16 protein-coding genes are annotated in these 17,924 nt (G+C 67.9%); 6 read left to right on the forward strand and 10 right to left on the reverse strand.

The genetic code is table 11. The features are described from left to right. Window positions 1-21 precede the first annotated feature (21 nt). Both LC407_RS16410 and LC407_RS16415 read left to right on the forward strand, forming a co-directional pair. Window positions 22-1,104: an HlyD family secretion protein gene (locus LC407_RS16410; protein ID WP_223483216.1), complete on the forward strand. Its 1,083-nt coding sequence runs from the start codon at window positions 22-24 to the stop codon at window positions 1,102-1,104. Then, window positions 1,101-2,510, forward strand: a complete 1,410-nt coding sequence (locus tag LC407_RS16415) for an efflux transporter outer membrane subunit (protein ID WP_223483217.1) — start codon at window positions 1,101-1,103, stop codon at window positions 2,508-2,510. The genes LC407_RS16410 and LC407_RS16415 overlap by 4 nt, the downstream gene beginning before the upstream one ends. Window positions 2,511-2,604: 94 nt before the next feature. On the opposite strand, the gene LC407_RS16420 is transcribed toward LC407_RS16415, so the two are convergent. The 6 genes from LC407_RS16420 to LC407_RS16445 form a co-directional block, all read right to left on the reverse strand. Beyond that, entirely contained in the window at window positions 2,605-3,003 is a 399-nt protein-coding gene (locus tag LC407_RS16420) for a hypothetical protein (protein ID WP_180831990.1), read from the reverse strand. A gap of 171 nt (window positions 3,004-3,174) precedes the next feature. Next, window positions 3,175-3,513: a hypothetical protein gene (locus LC407_RS16425; RefSeq protein WP_025874099.1), complete on the reverse strand. Its 339-nt coding sequence runs from the start codon at window positions 3,511-3,513 to the stop codon at window positions 3,175-3,177. Between the two features lie 78 nt (window positions 3,514-3,591). After that, complete coding sequence (locus tag LC407_RS16430) at window positions 3,592-4,533, reverse strand: DegV family protein (protein ID WP_025874100.1); 942 nt, start codon at window positions 4,531-4,533, stop codon at window positions 3,592-3,594. Between the two features lie 95 nt (window positions 4,534-4,628). Next, window positions 4,629-5,261: a DsbA family protein gene (locus LC407_RS16435; RefSeq protein ID WP_080149859.1), complete on the reverse strand. Its 633-nt coding sequence runs from the start codon at window positions 5,259-5,261 to the stop codon at window positions 4,629-4,631. Between the two features lie 19 nt (window positions 5,262-5,280). Continuing rightward, complete coding sequence (locus LC407_RS16440; RefSeq protein WP_223483218.1) at window positions 5,281-6,543, reverse strand: amidohydrolase family protein; 1,263 nt, start codon at window positions 6,541-6,543, stop codon at window positions 5,281-5,283. After that, window positions 6,543-7,952, reverse strand: a complete 1,410-nt coding sequence (locus tag LC407_RS16445; RefSeq protein ID WP_025874103.1) for an amidohydrolase — start codon at window positions 7,950-7,952, stop codon at window positions 6,543-6,545. Before LC407_RS16445 ends, LC407_RS16440 begins: the two co-directional genes overlap by 1 nt. A 255-nt stretch (window positions 7,953-8,207) precedes the next feature. On the opposite strand from LC407_RS16445, the gene LC407_RS16450 reads away from it, so the two are divergent. The 3 genes from LC407_RS16450 to LC407_RS16460 all read left to right on the forward strand — a co-directional run bounded on the left by LC407_RS16450 (window position 8,208) and on the right by LC407_RS16460 (window position 13,114). Beyond that, a complete protein-coding gene (locus tag LC407_RS16450; RefSeq protein WP_223483219.1) occupies window positions 8,208-11,624 on the forward strand; it encodes an autotransporter domain-containing protein in 3,417 nt (1,138 codons plus the stop codon). A gap of 130 nt (window positions 11,625-11,754) precedes the next feature. Then, complete coding sequence (locus LC407_RS16455; protein ID WP_025874105.1) at window positions 11,755-12,531, forward strand: AMP nucleosidase; 777 nt, start codon at window positions 11,755-11,757, stop codon at window positions 12,529-12,531. Window positions 12,532-12,574: 43 nt separating this feature from the next. After that, the gene (locus tag LC407_RS16460; protein WP_025874106.1) at window positions 12,575-13,114 is read left to right on the forward strand and encodes a DUF924 family protein; all 540 of its coding nucleotides are present in this window, start codon (window positions 12,575-12,577) and stop codon (window positions 13,112-13,114) included. Window positions 13,115-13,234: 120 nt separating this feature from the next. Here the strand turns inward: LC407_RS16460 and grxD are convergent, their stop codons facing one another. Continuing rightward, window positions 13,235-14,161: a Grx4 family monothiol glutaredoxin gene (grxD, locus tag LC407_RS16465; RefSeq protein ID WP_025874107.1), complete on the reverse strand. Its 927-nt coding sequence runs from the start codon at window positions 14,159-14,161 to the stop codon at window positions 13,235-13,237. Between the two features lie 60 nt (window positions 14,162-14,221). Here grxD and LC407_RS16470 point away from each other — a divergent pair, with 60 nt between their 5' ends. Continuing rightward, on the forward strand, window positions 14,222-15,001 hold the full coding sequence (locus LC407_RS16470) for a polysaccharide deacetylase family protein (RefSeq protein WP_033831985.1): 780 nt from the start codon (window positions 14,222-14,224) through the stop codon (window positions 14,999-15,001). 253 nt (window positions 15,002-15,254) lie between these two features. Here the strand turns inward: LC407_RS16470 and LC407_RS16475 are convergent, their stop codons facing one another. The 3 genes from LC407_RS16475 to LC407_RS16485 are packed head-to-tail and all read right to left on the reverse strand — an operon-like array spanning window position 15,255 to window position 17,886. Next, window positions 15,255-15,986: a class I SAM-dependent methyltransferase gene (locus LC407_RS16475; protein WP_025874109.1), complete on the reverse strand. Its 732-nt coding sequence runs from the start codon at window positions 15,984-15,986 to the stop codon at window positions 15,255-15,257. Window positions 15,987-15,990: 4 nt separating this feature from the next. Next, window positions 15,991-16,608 carry an SGNH/GDSL hydrolase family protein gene (locus tag LC407_RS16480; protein WP_223483220.1) on the reverse strand — a complete coding sequence of 206 codons (618 nt, stop codon included), beginning with the start codon at window positions 16,606-16,608 and terminating at the stop codon, window positions 15,991-15,993. Between the two features lie 3 nt (window positions 16,609-16,611). Next, window positions 16,612-17,886: a pyridoxal phosphate-dependent aminotransferase gene (locus LC407_RS16485; protein WP_025874111.1), complete on the reverse strand. Its 1,275-nt coding sequence runs from the start codon at window positions 17,884-17,886 to the stop codon at window positions 16,612-16,614. Between the last annotated feature and the right edge of the window lie 38 nt (window positions 17,887-17,924).

Raw genomic sequence — 17,924 nt, forward strand, 5'->3', positions numbered from 1 at the left:
TCCCTTCGCAGGAACTCCCCCATGACAATCAATCGAACGTATCTCAACGCGGGCCTCGGCCTGGGCGTACTGCTTCTGGCCGGTGCTGCCTGGCTGCTGCTGCGCGACGGCCGCCACCAGACCACCAACAACGCCTATGTGGTTGCTGATTACACCGTAGTCGCACCGAAGATCGCCGGCTTCGTCAGCGCGGTGAACGTGGAAGACAACCAGGCGGTGAAGGCCGGTGACGTGCTGGCCCGTATCGATGACCGCGACTACCAGGTCGCGTTGCAGGCCGCCCGCGCCGACCTGGCCAATGCGCGCGCGCAGCTGGCCAACGCGCAGGCGGCGCTGGCACAGCAGGGCTCGCTGATCGAACAGGCCAGGGCGAGTGTGGATGTCAGCCGCGCCGAACTGACCCTGGCCAGCGCCGACCAGCAGCGTTACCGCGAGCTGGCCCGCGACGGTGCCGGTACCGTGCAGAACGCACAGCAGGCGCAGTCGAAGCAGGCCGTTGCCAGTGCACATCTGCAACAGGGACAGGCCGCGTTGTCGACCGCACGCCAGCGCACCGACATCCTCGCTGCCGGGGTGCAGGCCGCACAGGCGGCCGTGCAGCGTGCCGAAGCCGCACAGGCGCGCGCCGAACTGGATCTTTCGCACACCGAGCTGCGTGCACCGATCGATGGCGTGGTGGGACGCCGCGCAGTGCGCGTCGGCGCCTACCTGACCCCGGGCACGCCGGTGGCCGCAGTCGTGCCGCTGCAGCGCGCCTTCGTTGTCGCCAACTTCCAGGAGACGCAGATGACCCGCATGCAGCCAGGGCAACAGGTTGAGCTGACGGTGGACGTGTTCCCCGGCACACCGTTGCGCGGCCATATCGACAGCATCGCCCCGGCCACTGGCGTGACGTTCGCCGCGGTGGCGCCGGAAAACGCGACCGGCAACTTCACCAAGGTGGTGCAGCGCATTCCGGTGAAGATCGTGCTGGAGCCGGAGCAGGCATTGCTGGGCCAACTGCGTGCCGGCATGTCGGTGGAAGCCAGCGTGGATCTGCAACGTCCGCAGCGGGTGCAGAGCGCGCAGCGCGAGCGGCACCGCACGGGCGGGGAAGGCGCATGATCCGCGTATTCCCGCGTGTACTGGCTGCAGCGGCACTGTGCACGGCGTTGACCGCCTGCACGCTGGGACCGGACTTCGTGCGCCCGCAGGCCGACCTGCCCACGCAGTGGCAGGGCGAAGCGGTGGCTTCAGCTGCGCTGGATGACGACGCCAGCTGGTGGTCCGGTTTCGATGATCCGCTGCTGGGGCAACTGGCGACGCAGGTACTGCAGGCCAATCTCGACCTGCAGCTGGCCGCCAACCGGGTGCAGCAGAGCCGCGCCGCGCGTGGCGTCACCGCGGCCGACCGGCTGCCCAGCGTCGGCGCCACTGCCAGTGGCGTACGCGCGCGCAACAGCGAGGTAGGCCTGAACGATCCGTCCGGTAATGGCGGTCGCGATGACTATGGGCTGTTCCAGGCCGGCATCGGCATGAGCTGGGAACTGGATCTGTGGGGACGCGTACGCCGTCAGGTGGAAGCGGCCGACGCACGCGTGCAGATGGCTGAGGAAGATGCACACGCGGTGCGCATCGCGCTGCTGGCCGAGACCGCGCGTGATTACCTGCAGTTGCGCGCGACGCGCCAGCTGCTGGCCATCACCGAGGACAACCTCAGCATCGCCCACGACATCAAGCGGCTGACCGAAGCGCGCCAGCGCCAAGGCGTGGCCAGCACGTTGCAGGTCTCCAGTGCGGCGGCGCAGGTCGCTTCGCTGCAGGCCCGCATCGCGCCGCTGCGGCACCGCGAATCGCAGCTGCGCAATGCACTCGCATTCCTGCTGGCACAGCCGCCGCAGGCGCTGGATGCGCAGCTGCAGAGCGCGCGCCGCGATTGGGCCGCGTTGCCGACCGTAGCGGTGGGCGTGCCCAGTGAACTGGCCGAGCGTCGCCCGGATGTCCGCCGTGCCGAGGCTGCACTGCATGCTGCCACGGCGGGAATTGGCGTGGCCACGGCCAGCTTCCTGCCGCGCATCACCTTGAATGGCGATGCCGGTTTCCAGGCCAGGCAGCTGGATGATCTGGATGGCTGGAACGCGCATCGCTTCAGTATCGGCCCGTCGATCAGCCTGCCGATCTTCCAGGGCGGACGCCTGAAGGCCAACCTGGCGCTGAGCAGGCTTCAGCAGCAACAGGCGGCGCTGCAGTTCCGCCGTACCGTGCTGCAGGCCTGGCATGAAGTGGACGATGCCATCGACGGCTATGCCGCCGAACAGCAGCGTGCCGCGCAGCTGCACGTGGCGGTGGATGAGAGCGAGACGGCGCTGGGTGCGGCGCGTCGGCAGTACCAGGCCGGCGTGGTCGACATGCTGGATGTGTTGAGCACCCAGCGCATCGCGCTGGACAACCAGGCCGCGCTGGCCAACAGCCAGGCGACCGCCGCGATTGCACGCGTAGAGCTGTATCGCGCACTGGGCGGCGGTTGGTAAGGCGCAGGATGGGTAGTGCCGGCCGCTGGCCTGCAGATGCCGTATGCATGAGTTGCCGGCCAGCGACCGGCACTATCCTGGCAGGCAGCCCGCGTCAGGCCGCCGGCTTTTCGCGTTTGCGGAACAGCAGATAAGGCCAGATACCGATCAACACCGCTGCGATGAGCGTGCCGTAGACCAGCGCGAACACTGACTTGCCCGGCTCGGTCCAGACCATGCCCAGCAGAAGCAGGCCGAACACGATGGTCGGCCCGCCCAGCAGGATCATGGCGAAGGTCTTTATCCGTCCACTGGTGGGCGCATTGGCGAGCTTTCCGACCATGTCGGTACCACCGAAATGCACCTGCAGTGCATCGCTGGTGGAACGGGCGGGCTGCGGTTTTGCGGGTTCCGGCGGTGCCACCGGCTGCTGCAGATCCATTTCCCGAGGCGCCGGCGGCAGCAGGTCCGACAGGTTGGTCTGCTCGATGAGCGCTTTCAGCTTGGGGTCCATGTGCAATCCGTGCGGTCACCGTTGGCGGCGGCACGATACCAGCACACCCAGATGCCGGGTAGTGCCGGCCGCTGGCCGGCAGCTCGGCAAGGTGAAGCCGGTAGTGGCCAACCTTGGTTGGCAGCCTTCAGGAAAGCGCCAACCAAGGTTGGCGCCTACCAGAGGCGGAACTCAACGCACGTCGCGCAGTTCCCAGTGGTGCCCGGCCAGCAGGCGCAGGCGCTGCTTGAACACGTCACTGTCGATGCGGGTGGTGGCCACCAGGTTGATGCGCAGGTCCTTCTGCTCACCGGTCACGGTGGCCTCCGGATCGGTCGCGCCCCACTGCGGCTCCACCGCATCCGGGTCCGGCTGCTTGTCGCGCCAGCGCTCGAACAGGCTGCCATTGCGCAGCGCGTTCTGCAGTTCTTCGGCGAAGCCGGCAGCGCCCTGCGAATGGAAAGACAGGTCGGGGTCGTTGCCGCGGGCCTTGGACGGTTCGGGCAGGCTGATGTGGTACTGCGCAGGCATGTTGATCTCCTTGAGGTGCGGCTAGGCTGGCATAGGCGCGGTGGAATCGATGTGCAGATTCCAGAGCGCGGTTGGCCTTCATTCAAACCGATGCGGCCCATCGGCGAAGCCCACGGTGACCGCGCCCTTGCCGACGTTGACCATGCCGGTCAGGCTCATCACCGATTCGTACACGGTCACGCCATGGTCGGCGCAGACCTCCTTCATCTGCGCATAGCCGGGCAGGGCACGCAGCTCGTCCAGTTCGCCGCCGTAGCTGACGCACACGGTCGGCGTCATCAGGCCGGCGCGTACGCGCTGGCCGACCACGCCGAACAGCTTCAGCACGGCATTGTCGAAACCCTTGATCTTCGCCACTGGCCCGGTCTGCCCGCGATAGCCATGCAACACCGGCTTGATGTCCAGCGCACTGCCCAGTGCGGCGCTGAGCAGGCCGACGCTGCGGTCGCCCTTGTGCCGGGCGCGGGCACGCATGTAGTACAGATCGCGGGTGACCATGTAGCCGTGCACGTTGCCGGCCAGTTCTTCCAGGCGCTCGCGGATCTGCTGCACGCTGGCATCACTGGCGCGCAGCCGCACCGCTTCCACCGCCGTCACCGCCTGGGCGGCGAACAGGTTCTGGGTATCCAGCACGCGCAGCGCGAATGGCGAGTTGAAGCCGGCCGCCTGCCGCACCGGCTTGTAGTCGTTGAGGATGGCGAAGCTGGCCTGCAGTGCATTGTCGTGGATCGGGCTGCGGGTCTTGGTGATGGTCATGCAGAACACATGGTCGTAGTCGATCACCAAGCGTTGCAGGAACAGGTCTCGGATCTGGTTGACGCTGAAGGGGATGGTCTCCGCTTCGGCGCCGTGCTCGGCGACGTGCGCGTGCAGGAAGCTGAGCGTTGCCTGCTCGTCGCGGTGGTCGGCGAGCACCGCTTCGCCGATCCGCACGGTGATCGGCAGCAGCACGATGTTGTGCTCGGCAATGAAGTCCTGCGGCAGGTCGCAGGCCGAGTCGACGACGATTCCGATGCGCATCCGCGGCTCCCCCTCCAGGGCGGTTGTAGGTTCGGAAATGTGAAAACTATCTCAAAACGGCGGCGGGCGCGCGAGGGAAACGCGCCGCTCCCTGTTCAGCGACTGCGCTGCACCGCCACCGGCAGGGCCACCGCCTGCTGCCAGTCCGGCCGGTCCAGCAGGCTGGGGTCGTCCAGCACCGCCGCCATCAGCGGGTGGGTATCGTTGCCCCAGAACAGTTCGCCGTCGATGGCCAGGGTCGGCACGCCGAACACCCCGGCCTCGATCGCCGCCTCGGTGTTGCGTCGCAGCTGCTCCTTGATGGCCGGCTCGCCAATGGCCGCCTCTACGTCGCTGATACCCAGCCGGGCGGCGGGTTCGCGCAGGGCCTCGGCCGTGTCGCCGGCGTGGCCGTCGCGCCAGATCCAGTCGAACAGCGCATCCACCGCCGCAGTGCTGGCACCGGCGGCCAGGCACAGGCGCAGGGCCGCCAGCGGATTGAACGGGTGCCCGGGCGGGAAGCGCAGCGGGGTGCCCTCGGCCTGCGCAGTCCACAGCAGCTGGCGGTACATGAAGCGGCGCTTGGCCGGGATCTCCGCCGGGCCCAGGTTGCCCAGATGGTGCAGTACCGCACCAAAGGCGATGGGTACCGGTTGGATGCGCCCGAACTGCGGCAGCTGCTTCACCTTCTGCCAGTGCAGGTAGGAATAGGGCGAGACGAAGTCGAAATACCAGCGCAGGGTGGGCATCGATGGCTCCTGGTTAGGGTCAGGGCTGCGCGTTGCGCTGCAGGTAGCGGTCGCGCAGTTCGGTCTGGCGCGAGCGCATCGGCATCGCGCGGCCGCCCAGCCAGACCTGTTCGGCATAGTGCGCCACATCCAGCGGATCGCCTTCCCACAGCACCAGGTCGGCACGCTTGCCCGGCTCGATGCTGCCGATCTGGTCGGCCACGCCCAGCACCTCGGCCGGCACCCGGGTCAACCCGGCCAGGCCGTCGGCCCAGGGCAGGCCATTGGCCACCGCGTTGCCGGCCAGCTGGCGCATCTTGCGTGCATTGTGCGAGGCGTCATCGCGCTGGGCGAAGGCCACCGGTACGCCCGCGCGCCGCAACCGCGCGGCGTTTTCCAGGGTGGCGCCGATCTGGTCGAAGGTCGTCGGCAGGTTGCCCAGCGCGTCGACGAATACCGGCACCCTGGCTGCTGCCAGTTCCGGCGCCAGCTGCCAGGCCTCGGCACCGCCGGCAATGGCGATCTTCACCTTCTCGCGGGCCGCCCAGCGCAGCAGCTGGCGGATGTCGGCCGCGCGGTCCACTTCCACCACGATGCGGCCCTGCCCGGACAGATAGCGGGCGAGCGTGCGGCGGCCGGCCGGGGTCAGCAGCGCATGCGGCGAATCGGCGTCGACCTGGCCGCGTGCCTCGTCCACCATCTGCTGCAGCAGCATCCACTGCGCCGCGCGCGATTGACCGGTCAGGTCAGATGCTGCAGCACCCAGGCGCAGGTACAGCGCGCGCGGGCCGATCGGGTCGGCACTGCCATCGAAACGCACCACGCCGCCCTGGCCGGCGACGAAGCCACCGCCGGTGGCCGCGCCCAGCGCAGTGAAGCCGATGCCGTCCAGGCGCGCCACCGGAATCAGCACGGATGCCGGGTTATAGGCCAGTGTCACGTCGAACTCCGGGCGCAGCGGCTGCTCGCCGATCTTCAGTGCGCTGTCGACCGTGCTTGATTCACCGGATACTTCCTCGATGCCGATCTCGGTGATGCCACCGAACAGGGCAGGGGTCAGCATGCGGCCCTTGGCTTCGACCACCGGCACACCGGCCGGTGCGGACAGGCCCCGGCCCACCGCACGGATGATGCCGCCCTGCACCAGCACGTCGGCGTCTTCCACGTTGCCACGTGCGCTGGCGGTAGCGACGGTCGCACCGCGCACCAGCAGGTCCTGCGCCGAGGCTGCGGTTGTCATCAACAACAGCGCAACCAAGGTAGCGCCGGGCCATGCCCGGCGACGCTTGTTTAACATGCCCATCAGCGCAACTCCTGTCCAAGCTGGAAATCCGACCGCGGCGTTGCCGATGGCGTGCTGCGGTCGTACACACGGCGGCCATCGACGAACACCTGCTCGGCCAGTGCATACGAACTGAAGGGATTGCCGTTCCAGATCACCACGTCGGCCATCTTTCCGGCCTCCAGCGTGCCGGTCTGCGCCTCGATGCCCAGCGCCTTGGCGGCGTTGGCGGTCATCCAGGTGATCGCGCGTTCCGGCGCGATCTCCGGCATGTGCGCGCGGCGCGCGGCGGCCATCACCTTGGCTGCTTCCTGGTTCAGGCGCTGGATGCCCTCGGGCGAGTCGGAGTGGACGATGGCGCAGCTGTTCTTCGGCCGGTCGACCAGCGCGATGTTCTCGGCGATGCCGTCGAAGGCTTCCATCTTGAAGCCCCACCAGTCGGCCCACAGTGCCCCGCACACGCCTTCGGCCGCCAGCCGGTCGGCCAGTTTGTAGGCCTCCACGCCGTGGTGGAAGGCGGCCACCTTGAAGCCGAATTCCTTGGACAGGTCGAGCATGGTGGCCATTTCATCGGCGCGATAGCAGTGGATGTGCACGCGGATATCGCCCTGGATCGCACCGGCGAGCGTATCCAGCTTGAGGTCGCGCTTGCCGCCGGCATCACCGGCGCTGTCGCCCTTGTCGCTGCCGAACCAGCCCTTGCGCTTGGCCGGCTTCGGCTTGTTCTTGGCGATGTAGTCGGCTGCGTCGATGAAGGCTGCGCGGTAACCGGCCACGTTGCCCATCCGCGTTGCAGGTGCCACGCCCTTGCCGCCACCGTAGACGCGCTTGGGGTTTTCGCCGCAGGCCATTTTCAGGCCCCACGGCGCGCCGGGGAACTTCATCGCCTGGTAGGTGGTGGCAGGCACGTTCTTCAGCGTTACGCCGCGGCCACCGACCAGGTTGGCCGAGCCGGGCAGCACCTGCATGCTGGTCACTCCGCCTGCCAGCGCCGCCTGGAAACCGGGGTCCTGCGGCCATACCGAGTGCTCGGCCCAGACGTTGGCGGTGACCGGCGCGGTCATCTCGTTGCCGTCGCTGTGCGCGCCGACACCGGGGCTGGGATAGACGCCCAGGTGCGAGTGCACGTCGATCAGGCCGGGCGTCACCCACTTGCCGTCGGCGTTGATGCGGGTGACGCTGGCATCGACCTGCAGCGCATCGCCGACGGCGACGATGCGGCCATCGCGCAGCAGCACATCGGCGTTGTCGAGGCGCTGGCCGGTGCCGGTCAGCACCGTTGCGTTCTGGATCAGCAGCGGCCCATCGGGGTGCGCCTGGTAGGTGCTCGGGTAGGGATCGGCCACGAAGCGCGAAGCGCCCACGGCCGGCGCCGTGCTCAGCGATACCAGCGCCAGACCCAACCCGGCGCGCAACAACGTCGATGTCATGCAGATCCCCTTGGCAGCGTGTTCAACCCACCGACGCTAGCCGGGACGGCGGCGGTTTGCCAAGTGACGTTGGGCAGGGGCGCAGTAGGGACTTTTCCGACATCAAGTATGTGAAAAATGTATTAAGTTCTCGTGACGCCCGCCGATAGCGTCATGCGGGTGAGCGCGCGCTGACTCGCCGCGCAGGTGTTCCCACACAGCTCCATGAGGGAGCAGCACCTGAAACAATCCATGGAATCAAGGACGTAATCCCCGATGACTGCTGCAACGTCGTATCGCTCCACCTCTCTCCGTCGTTCCTTCCTGCCTTCCCCGCTCGCATCGGCCATCGTAGGCTCGCTGCTGATGGCAGCCACCCTGCCGGCACTGGCGCAGGGCAACCTCGACGACCTGTCCCGCTACCAGTACCAGCGCAGCCTGCAGGCTGCATTCGCTGCGCCTTCGCAGTCGGCCTTCGCCGCGCCGGTTGCAGCGGTTGCAATGGTTGCACCGCCGGACACCACCCCGGAAACGCCGGTGATGGGCAAGGCCGGCGATCGTGCCAGCTGGCGCACCAGCGAATTCAACCGTGACTGGGGCCTGCAGGCCGTCAATGCCGACGCCGCATACGCGCGTGGCTTGACCGGTGCCGGCATCCGCCTGGGCGTGTTCGACAGCGGCTCGGGCCTGGACCATGACGAGTTCGCCGGCAAGGATCACCGCAGCCTGCGCATCGCCGATCTGTTGCTCGACGGCAGCCGCTGCACCAACACCACGCTGATCGACGGGCCCGATGCCTGCTTCGCCAGCGACGGCGATGACGTGTCGATCGATTACGTTGTCTACGACGACAGCGTTCCGCAGGCGATCCGCGACATCATCGAGTCTGATCCGCGCTACCAGCAGGCGGGGATCGCCTTCCAGACCCATGGCACCCACGTGGCCGGCACCATCGCGGCCAACCGCGACGGCAACGGTACCCATGGCGTGGCCTTCGGCGCGGACCTGACCGCGGCCAAGCTGTTCTTCAACAGCGCCCAGATGTGGACGGACGTGGGCGGCGGCGACTACCGCGTCGTCACCGTGGGCGGCGTGGGCCCGGACGGCAGTGCGTTCGAGAGCATGTACGCGCAGATGAACGCCCAGGACGTGCGTGCGGTCAACCACAGCTGGGGGCTGACCAACGAGCCCACCGATCTGGCCACCCAGGACCAGCTGTATGCCGCCAACGCCGAGTACCTGGACATCTTCGCCGAGGGCTCGCGCAGCAAGGGCATGATCCAGGTGTGGGCCGCGGGCAACAACAACGCCAACGCAGCCACGCCGGAAGCCGCGCCGATCGCCGGAATCTACGCCACGCTGCCGCGCCTGTTTGCCGATATCGAGCAGAACTGGCTGAGCGTGGTCAACGTGGGCCAGGACAGTGCCGCCGGGTACATGCTCGACGTCAGTTCCAACCGTTGCGGCTACAGCGCCAACTGGTGCCTGGCCGCCCCGGGCACCGACATCCTGTCCACGGTCTACGGTGCCGATTCGGCGCTGGATGCACAGCTGCTCCAGGATTCACAGGGCAACGTCCTGCTCGACGTGCTCGAGCGCGTGCCGACCTACAGCTACGATCTGATGACCGGCACCTCCATGGCCGCACCCCACGTTACCGGTGCCCTGGGCCTGCTGTTCGAACGCTTCCCGTACCTGGACAACGCGCAGGTGCGCGACGTGCTGCTGACCACCGCCACCGACCTCGGTGCGGCCGGCGTGGACGACGTCTACGGTTGGGGCCTGATGAACCTGGCCAAGGCCATCGAGGGCTACGGTTCGCTGCGCGTGGATACCAACGTAGTGATGAACCAGAAGGCCGGCGGCCTGAAGGTCTGGGAAGGTGACGCCTGGGATGACTGGACCAACGATATCGGTGGCCCGGGTAAGCTGACCAAGAGTGGTGCCGGCTGGCTGCGCCTGAGCGGCGACAACAGCTTCAACGGTGCTGTGGTGCGCGAAGGCGTGCTGGAACTGGATGGCGTCAATACGCTGACCAGCGCAGTGGACGTGGCCGGTGGCACCTTCCTGTTGAACGGCACGCTGAAGAACACTGCATTGAACACCCAGGGCGGCATCAGCCGGGTCAACGTCAGTGGCGTGCTAGACGGTTCCAACCTGACCATCAATGGCGGCGTGCTGTCCTTCAACGGCGTGCAGACCGGCGGCACCACCTTCGTCGGCCAGAAGGGCACGCTGAAGGGTGTTGGCCAGCTGGGGGACACCACCGTGGCCGGCACCATCGCACCGGGCAATTCCATCGGCACGCTGACCATCAACGGCGACTACGTGCAGACAGAGACCGGCGTATACCAGGCCGAGGTGGCACCGGGCAGCCGCAGCGACCAGCTGCATGTCACCGGCACCGCCACGCTCGGCGGCACCCTGGTGGCGCTGCCGGAGCCGGGCATCTACTACCTGGGTGAGCAGTTCAACTTCATCCGTGCCGATGGCGGCGTGAACGGACAGTTCGCCATCACCGACTTCAGCACGTTCTCTCCGTTCATGCAGTTCAACCTGGCCTACGGCGCCACCGGCGCACGCATTGAAGTGACCCGCGGCAACTCGCTGGCCAGCTCGGCCAACACCGCAAACCAGCATGCCGTGGCTACCGTGGTCGATACGCTGGCGATCAACCAGGGGCTGCCCAAGCCGTTGACCACGCTGTTCCCGCAGCAGGTGGGCGCAGCGCTGGACAGCCTCAGCGGTGAACTGCATGCAGCCACGTCGATCGCGCTGGTCGAAGGCAGCCGCCATGTCCGCGATGCGGCGCTGTCGCGTCGTGCGGGTGCGACCTCTCCGGGCGGTGACGAAGCGGCCGCGACCGGTGTGTGGGTGCAGGCAATCGGTGGCAGTGGCACGCTGGATGGCAATGCCAACACTGCCCGCACCGAGGCCAACAGCAACGGCCTGCTGATGGGCGTGGACCGCCAGTTCGGTGGTTGGCAGGTGGGCCTGCTGGCCGGCACCGGCCGCACCGACGTCAAGCAGCAGGACGGCCGTCGGGCGAAGTCGAAGATCGACAACACCCACTTCGGTGCATACGCCAGCCACAACTGGGGCGGTTTTGGTCTGCGTGGCGGCCTGGCGTGGAGCGAGCACGACATCGACAGCACCCGCGAACTGGCATTCGCCGGCTACAGCGATACGCTCAGCGCGCGCTACGACGGGCGTACCCGCCAGGCCTTCATCGAAGCGGGTTACCGTTTCGGCGGCCGCGAGGCAGGCCTGGAGCCGTACCTGCAGGTGGCACGTGTTGAAGTGGACATGAAGTCGATCAACGAGCGCGGTGGCGCGGCGGCCCTGCAGGGTGACGTGGACGATAGCCGCACCACCCTGGCTACGGCCGGTGTGCGCTTTGACAAGGGTCTGAAGGCTTCGTTCCAGCAGGACAGCTGGCTGCACGTGCGCGGCGGGGTGGGGTATCGCCACGCTTCGGGCGACCGCAACCCGATGGCCAAGCTGGGCTTTGCCAGCGGCGGCGATACCTTCGCGGTCAGCGGTGCGCCGATCGCCGACAGCGCGGTGGTGGCCGAACTGGGCCTGTCGGCCTGGCTGACGGCCAACCAGCAGCTGGAACTGGGCTACACCGGCCAGTTCGGCGATGAAAGCCGTGACCATGGCGCCAATCTGCGTTGGTCCGTGCGTTTCTAAGCCTGCCGGTTGCCAAGGCAAACCCCGGGAGGGCGGCCGCAGGGCCGCCCTTCTTCGTTGCCGCAGCCGCATGTATGGCGGGGGCGGGCGGGGGCCTACAATATCGGCCCCACGCCGTACCGGAGCGCCCATGAAGAGCAAGCAGGACATCGTCGACAACTGGCTTCCGCGCTATACCGGCGTGCCTCTGGACCAGTTCGGCCAGCACATCCTGCTGACCAACTTCGGGGGCTACCTGCATACGTTCTCCGCGCTGACCGGGGCGCCGGTGATCGGCCTGGACCGGCCGATGGCCAGCGCCACCATCGACGGCATCACCATGATCAACTTCGGCATGGGCAGCCCCAATGCCGCGATCATCATGGATCTGCTGTCGGCGGTGATGCCCAAGGCCGTGCTGTTCCTGGGCAAGTGCGGCGGGCTGAAACGCAAGAACGAGCTGGGCGACCTGGTGCTGCCGATCGCGGCCATCCGCGGCGAGGGGACCTCGGGCGACTACCTGCCGCCGGAAGTGCCGGCCTTGCCGGCCTTCGCCCTGCAGCGTGCGGTTTCGACCATGATCCGCGACCTCGGCCATGATTACTGGACCGGCACCGTCTACACCACCAACCGCCGGGTCTGGGAGCACGACGAGGCCTTCAAGGAGCGGCTGCGGGCGATGCGCTGCATGGCCATCGACATGGAAACCGCGACGATCTTCGCTGCCGGCTTCGCCAACCACATTCCCAGCGGGGCCCTGCTGCTGGTTTCAGACCAGCCGATGATCCCGGACGGGGTGAAAACCGAGGCGTCCGACGCCAAGGTCAGCTCGCAGTTCGTGGAAAACCATATCCAGATCGGCATCGAGGCGCTTAAGCTTATCCGGCGCAACGGCAAGTCGGTCCGCCACCTGCGCTTCGACGAATGATGATGATGGCCTGGCGCGGCGCGCCGGCCCTGGGGAGTAGGTGATGGACGTTGCCGCGCAAGTGGTGGATTTCTGGAAGGACGCGGGCCCTGAAAAGTGGTTCGCCCGCGATGATGCGTTCGACGCGCGGTTCCGTACGCTGTTCGCGGACGAACACCACGCTGCCGCATCGCGCGCGCGCGAGCATTGGCTGGGCAGCGCCGAGGGCGCGCTGGCGCTGATGCTGCTGCTGGACCAGTTCCCGCGCAACTGCTTCCGCGGCACGGCCCATTCCTATGCCACCGATGGCCTGGCACGTCACTACGCCACGCGCGCGATCGAGGAGGGGCTGGACCTGCAGCTGGTCCCCAAGCTGCGCGCCTTCATCTACCTGCCGTTCGAGCACTCCGAAGATCCGCTGGACCAGGACCGCTCGGTCGCGATGTTCGACGTGCTGGGTGACAAGGAATACCTGCAGTACGCCGAACTGCACCGCGACATCATCCGCCGCTTCGGCCGGTTCCCGCACCGTAATGCGGTGCTTGGCCGCATTCCGTCGCCGGAAGAACTGGATTACCTGGCCGAAGGCGGGTTTGCCGGGTAACCGGAACGTCAGCCCCCGCGCTTGGGGCACGGAAGGAGTAGATCCACACCATGCGTGGATGGGCTCAACAGAAAACGCCGGCTTTCGCCGGCGTTTTTCCTGTGCATCAAGCGCAGCCGATCAGTACTTCGGCACGCCGTTGTCCACTTCGTCCGACCAGGCATCGATGCCGCCGGTGACGTTGAACACCTTGCTGAAGCCCAGCGCACGGAACTGCTCTGCTGCCTGCGCGCTGCGGCCACCGTGGTGGCACAGGAAGGCCAGGGCGGTGTCCTTGGGCAGGGCTTCCAGCTCGGCGCGGCCGTTGCCATCGAAGCTCTTGAACGGTACGCCGACAGCAGCGATGGCGCGTTCTTCGGCCGGGCGCACGTCCACCAGCATCACGTTGCCGGCACGCACCAGGTCGTCGGCATCACGCACGCTGATTTCCTGCACCGGCTTGGGCGCGTTCGGGTTGTCGATCGCCAGGCCCTTGCCACGGATGTCGTCGACCCAGTCGATGGTGATGCCATCGGCGCGGCGGGCGCTGGCCAGGTCGAACTGCACGCGCAGGCCGTTGGACTCGGCGGCGATCGCGCCTTCATCGTACGGGGCCAGCTGGAAGTTCGGCTGGAAGCGGGCATCGATGCCCAATTGCAGCGACGCACCCGGTGAATCGGCCAGCGCGCCCTTCAGCATTTCCACCGCGGCCGGGGTGACGGTGATGCGCGGCGGGGTGCGGTCCGGTGCAGCCAGGCCCAGCACGCTGCTCAGCTCGCCGCTGGCGGCCATCTGCAGCACGATGTCGCTGCCGCCGACCAGTTCGCCGTCGATGTACAGCTGCGGGATGGTCGGCCAGTCGCCATAGGCCTTGATGCCTTCACGGATCTCCGCGTCAGCCAGCACGTTGACGTGGGCGAACTCCACGCCTAGGTCCTGCAGGGCACCCACGGCCTTGGCCGAGAAGCCGCACTGCGGCATCGACGGCTGGCCCTTCATGAACAGCACGACGCGGTTGTCGTTGAGGATGGTTTCGATGCGCGAACGCAGGGCGGGATCGAGGGACATGGCAGTCATGGGTCCGAAAAATTCGAATCATCAATTCTACCCCCCATGGCATCATGGGGCATGACCAACGCAGGAACATTGCATCGCATCCCGACCCGGCCCTGGCGCTGGGTGCCCTGGCTGGTGCTGTCGCAGCTGGCCGTGATCCTGGTCTGGGTGCTGGCGGGCTGGCACTGGGGCCTGGCCCTGATGGTGGCAAGCCACGCGTTGTTCATGGTGCCGGTGTTCCTGCCCAACAGCCGCTTCTACGCACCGGTGCTGAGCCGGTTGCCCGAGGCCGGCAACAGCGTCTGGCTGACCATCGACGACGGCCCCAGTGAACAGACCCCGGCGGTGCTGGATCTGCTGGATCGGCACCAGGCGAAGGCGACCTTTTTCCTGGTCGGCGAGCGCGTATTGGCGCATCCGGCCTTGGTGGAGGAGATCCTGCGTCGCGGACACGACCTCGGCAACCACAGCCACAGCCATCCGCAGGCGCGCTTCTGGCGGCTGGGCCCGGGCACGATGGCGGCGGAGATCGAGGGCTGCCAGCAGGCGCTGCAGGCGGTGAGTGGGCGACCGGTGCGCTGGTACCGCTCGGTGGTGGGCATGACCAACCCGTTCGTGGCGCCGGTACTGCGCAAGCTGGGCCTGGTGCGCGTGGGCTGGAGCGCCCGCGGTTATGACGGCGTCGGCTGCACCCCGGATGGCGTGCTGGCGCGTCTGCTCCCGGACCTGCGCCCGGGCGCGATCGTGCTGCTGCATGAAGGTGCCGCACATGGCCACAACCTGGCCATCATCGAACGGGTGCTGCAGGTGCTGGACGAGCGCGGCCTGAAAGCCGAACTGCCGGCCAGGTGACCGGTAGCGCCGGGCCGCGCCCGGCGAGCGCGCAGCGCGGCAAGAGCGAAGCGATCCGCGTTTGCCCTTCGCTTTTCTCTTGTCTTCCGTGGCGGACGCGCCCGTAAACCGTCCGTGTCCGGGTCGGGTGGGCTGCGCGGGGTATCCGCGCCATGGATGGCGCGGCTAAGCCCCCAAGGAGGGGTTCACGGCGTCCCCGCGCAGCCCATCCCGCCCGGGCAGCCCCCGTAGACAGCCGCCCACCACGAGGGGCTCAGCCGTTGGCCGCAGTTCCCGGCCGCTCGGCCACCAGCAACCAGCTGTTGAACGGCGTGCGCCCATGCAGCGGACGCAACGGAGCCACCTGCATGCCGGCAGCCGCCAGCGTGGCCTGCAGCCGCTGCGGATCCGGGTAGTGGCGCGGTCGCGTGCCCATCCAGCCGACCAGCCAGGCCAGTCGGTCAGCCACCCGCGTGGTGCGGTCGCGGCGGTCGCCGGTCGCCAGCGGCGTGCGCAGCAGCAGGCGGCCACCGGGCGCGACCCGCGCGCTCACCGCGCGCAGCAGCTCCAGTTGCGGCGCTTCGTCCAGGTACTGCAGCACATCCAGCAGCAGCACATGCCCACCATGCACCGGCAACGGCGCCTGCACATCCAGACAGTCGAACCGTACGTCGGCCAGGCCGCTGCCGGCGCGCTGCGCACGGGCGATCTTGTCGCTGTCCACGTCCACCCCGAGGTACCCCTGCTGGCGACCGCGCTGGCGCAGCACATGTGCGAACAGGCCCAGCCCGCAGCCCAGGTCGAGCACCGGCTGGCCGTCATCGGGAAGGTGCTGCAGCACGCCGTCATACAGCGGGTCGCTGCCCAGCTTGCCGCGCGTGTAGTAGTAATCGCGGCGGCTGCCCCAGGCCTGCATCGGCCGGAAGGACTCGGCGATCAGGCGCGCCTGCCCGGCATCCAGCGGCGAACAGGGCAGGGGCGTGCCGTTCCGTGGCGTGCCGTCCATCGTCTCAGTCCGTCCTGCCCAGCAGGTGTGCGGCCACCGGCAGCGCACGCGCGCTCCACAGCGCGTACATCCGTGCGGACGGGTGCAGGCCATCCTCGGCGATCATCGCCGGGTCAGCGCCGGTGTCGCGGCTGATATCGGTGATGTCGACGAAGGCCACGCCCTGCTGGGTGCTGATCACCTCGGCGGCAGCGTTGAACTCGTCGGTTTCCAGTTCGATCTGGCTCAGGTCGCGACCGCTGCCTGCACCGTACGGCGTGGTGCCCCAGTCCGGGAAGGACAGCACCAGGACCCGGTCCGCACGGCCGCCGGCAAAACCAATCGCGCGCTGCAGCAGGGCCTGGAACTGCACCTGGTACTCGTCCAGCGGACGCCCGCGATACTGGTTGTTGACGCCGATCAGCAGGCTGACGAAGTCGAATGGCCCTTGCGGCGCCACGTCGTCGATGCCGGCGTCGAGCTCGTCGGTGGTCCAGCCGGTGGTGGCGATGATCTGCGGGTCGCCCAGCGCGATGCCCTGCGCGCGCAGGGCGGCGGCGAGCTGATGCGGCCAGCGGCCGTCGACCGCGACCGCTTCACCGATGGTGTAGGAATCGCCCAGGGCCAGATACGACAAGCCCATCGATCAAGCCACCGACCGGCGGGGCTTCAGCGGCACCACCTTGGTGGCGTCTTCGGCACGGCGGGCGAGGGCGCGGTCGATACGGGCGAACACGTCGCGCATCACCGACGCCTCCGGCAGCAGGGTCACGCGGAAGTGATGGCGGTAAGGCACGTTGAAGCTCGAGCCCGGCACCACCAGCACGCCGTCGTTGTTCATCAGGTCCAGCGCGAAATTATGATCGTCGAAGCCCTTGGCAGCGGCACCGACCACGGCCGGGAACGCATACAGCGCGCCGGCGGGGGCAACCAGCGACAGGTGCTCGCTGGCCTCGCAGGCTTCGATCACCGCACGACGGGTTTCATACAGGCGGCCACCCGGTGCGCACAGCTCCGAAATGGTGTCCGGACCGTTCACTGCGGCGTCGATGGCGTACTGGCCCGGCACGTTGGCGCACAGGCGCAGTGCGCCCAGCAGGTCCAGCGCGGCGCGGAAGTCGCCCAGCCGCGCGTCGTCGCCGCTGAGGTGTGCCCAGCCCACCCGCCAGCCGCAGGCGCGGTGCACCTTGCTCAGGCCGCCGAAGGTCAGGCAGGGATGGTCACCGGCCAGCGGTGCGACCGGCTGGAACACCGCGTCGTCGTACAGGATCTGGTCGTAGATCTCATCGACCAGCAGCAGCAGGTTGTGGCGGCGCGCGATCTCCACCACCTGCTCCAGCAGCTCGCGCGGGTAGCTGGCACCGCTGGGGTTGTTCGGGTTGATCAGCACGATGGCGCGGGTGCGCGAGGACACCAGCGTCTCGATCTCGCTCGGGTCCGGCTGGAAGCCGTTCTCGGCGGCGCAGCGGTAATACACCGGGCGGCCGTCGTTGAGGATGGTCGAGGCCGACCACAGCGGGTAGTCCGGCGAGGGCACCAGCACTTCATCGCCCGGGTTGAGCAGCGCACGCAGTGACAGGTCGATCAGCTCGCTGACACCGTTGCCGACGAACACGCGGTCCGGATGGGCATCCGGTGCGCCACGGCGGGCGTAGGCGGCGGCGATGGCCTCGCGGGCGACCGGCAGGCCCTGCTGGTGGGTATACGGATCGGTGCGGCCCATGTCATCGGCGATCGCGCGCTGCAGGTGTTCCGGTGCACGAAAGCCGAAAGCGCCGGGATTGCCGATGTTGAGCTTGATCAGCTTGTGGCCCTGCGCTTCCAGCTCCCGGGCTCGCCGTGCCAGTTCTCCGCGGATTTCGTAGCGCACTTCGGAAAGGCGCTCGCGGATGACCAGGGGTTTGGGCGAGGGAGTGGACATGGGCGGTGGGCCGCAAAAGGCATGGGGCTTCCATGGTA

Source organism: Stenotrophomonas sp. OVS01A (genome assembly GCF_019969775.1).
In the GTDB taxonomy this organism is placed as follows: domain Bacteria; phylum Pseudomonadota; class Gammaproteobacteria; order Xanthomonadales; family Xanthomonadaceae; genus Stenotrophomonas; species Stenotrophomonas indicatrix.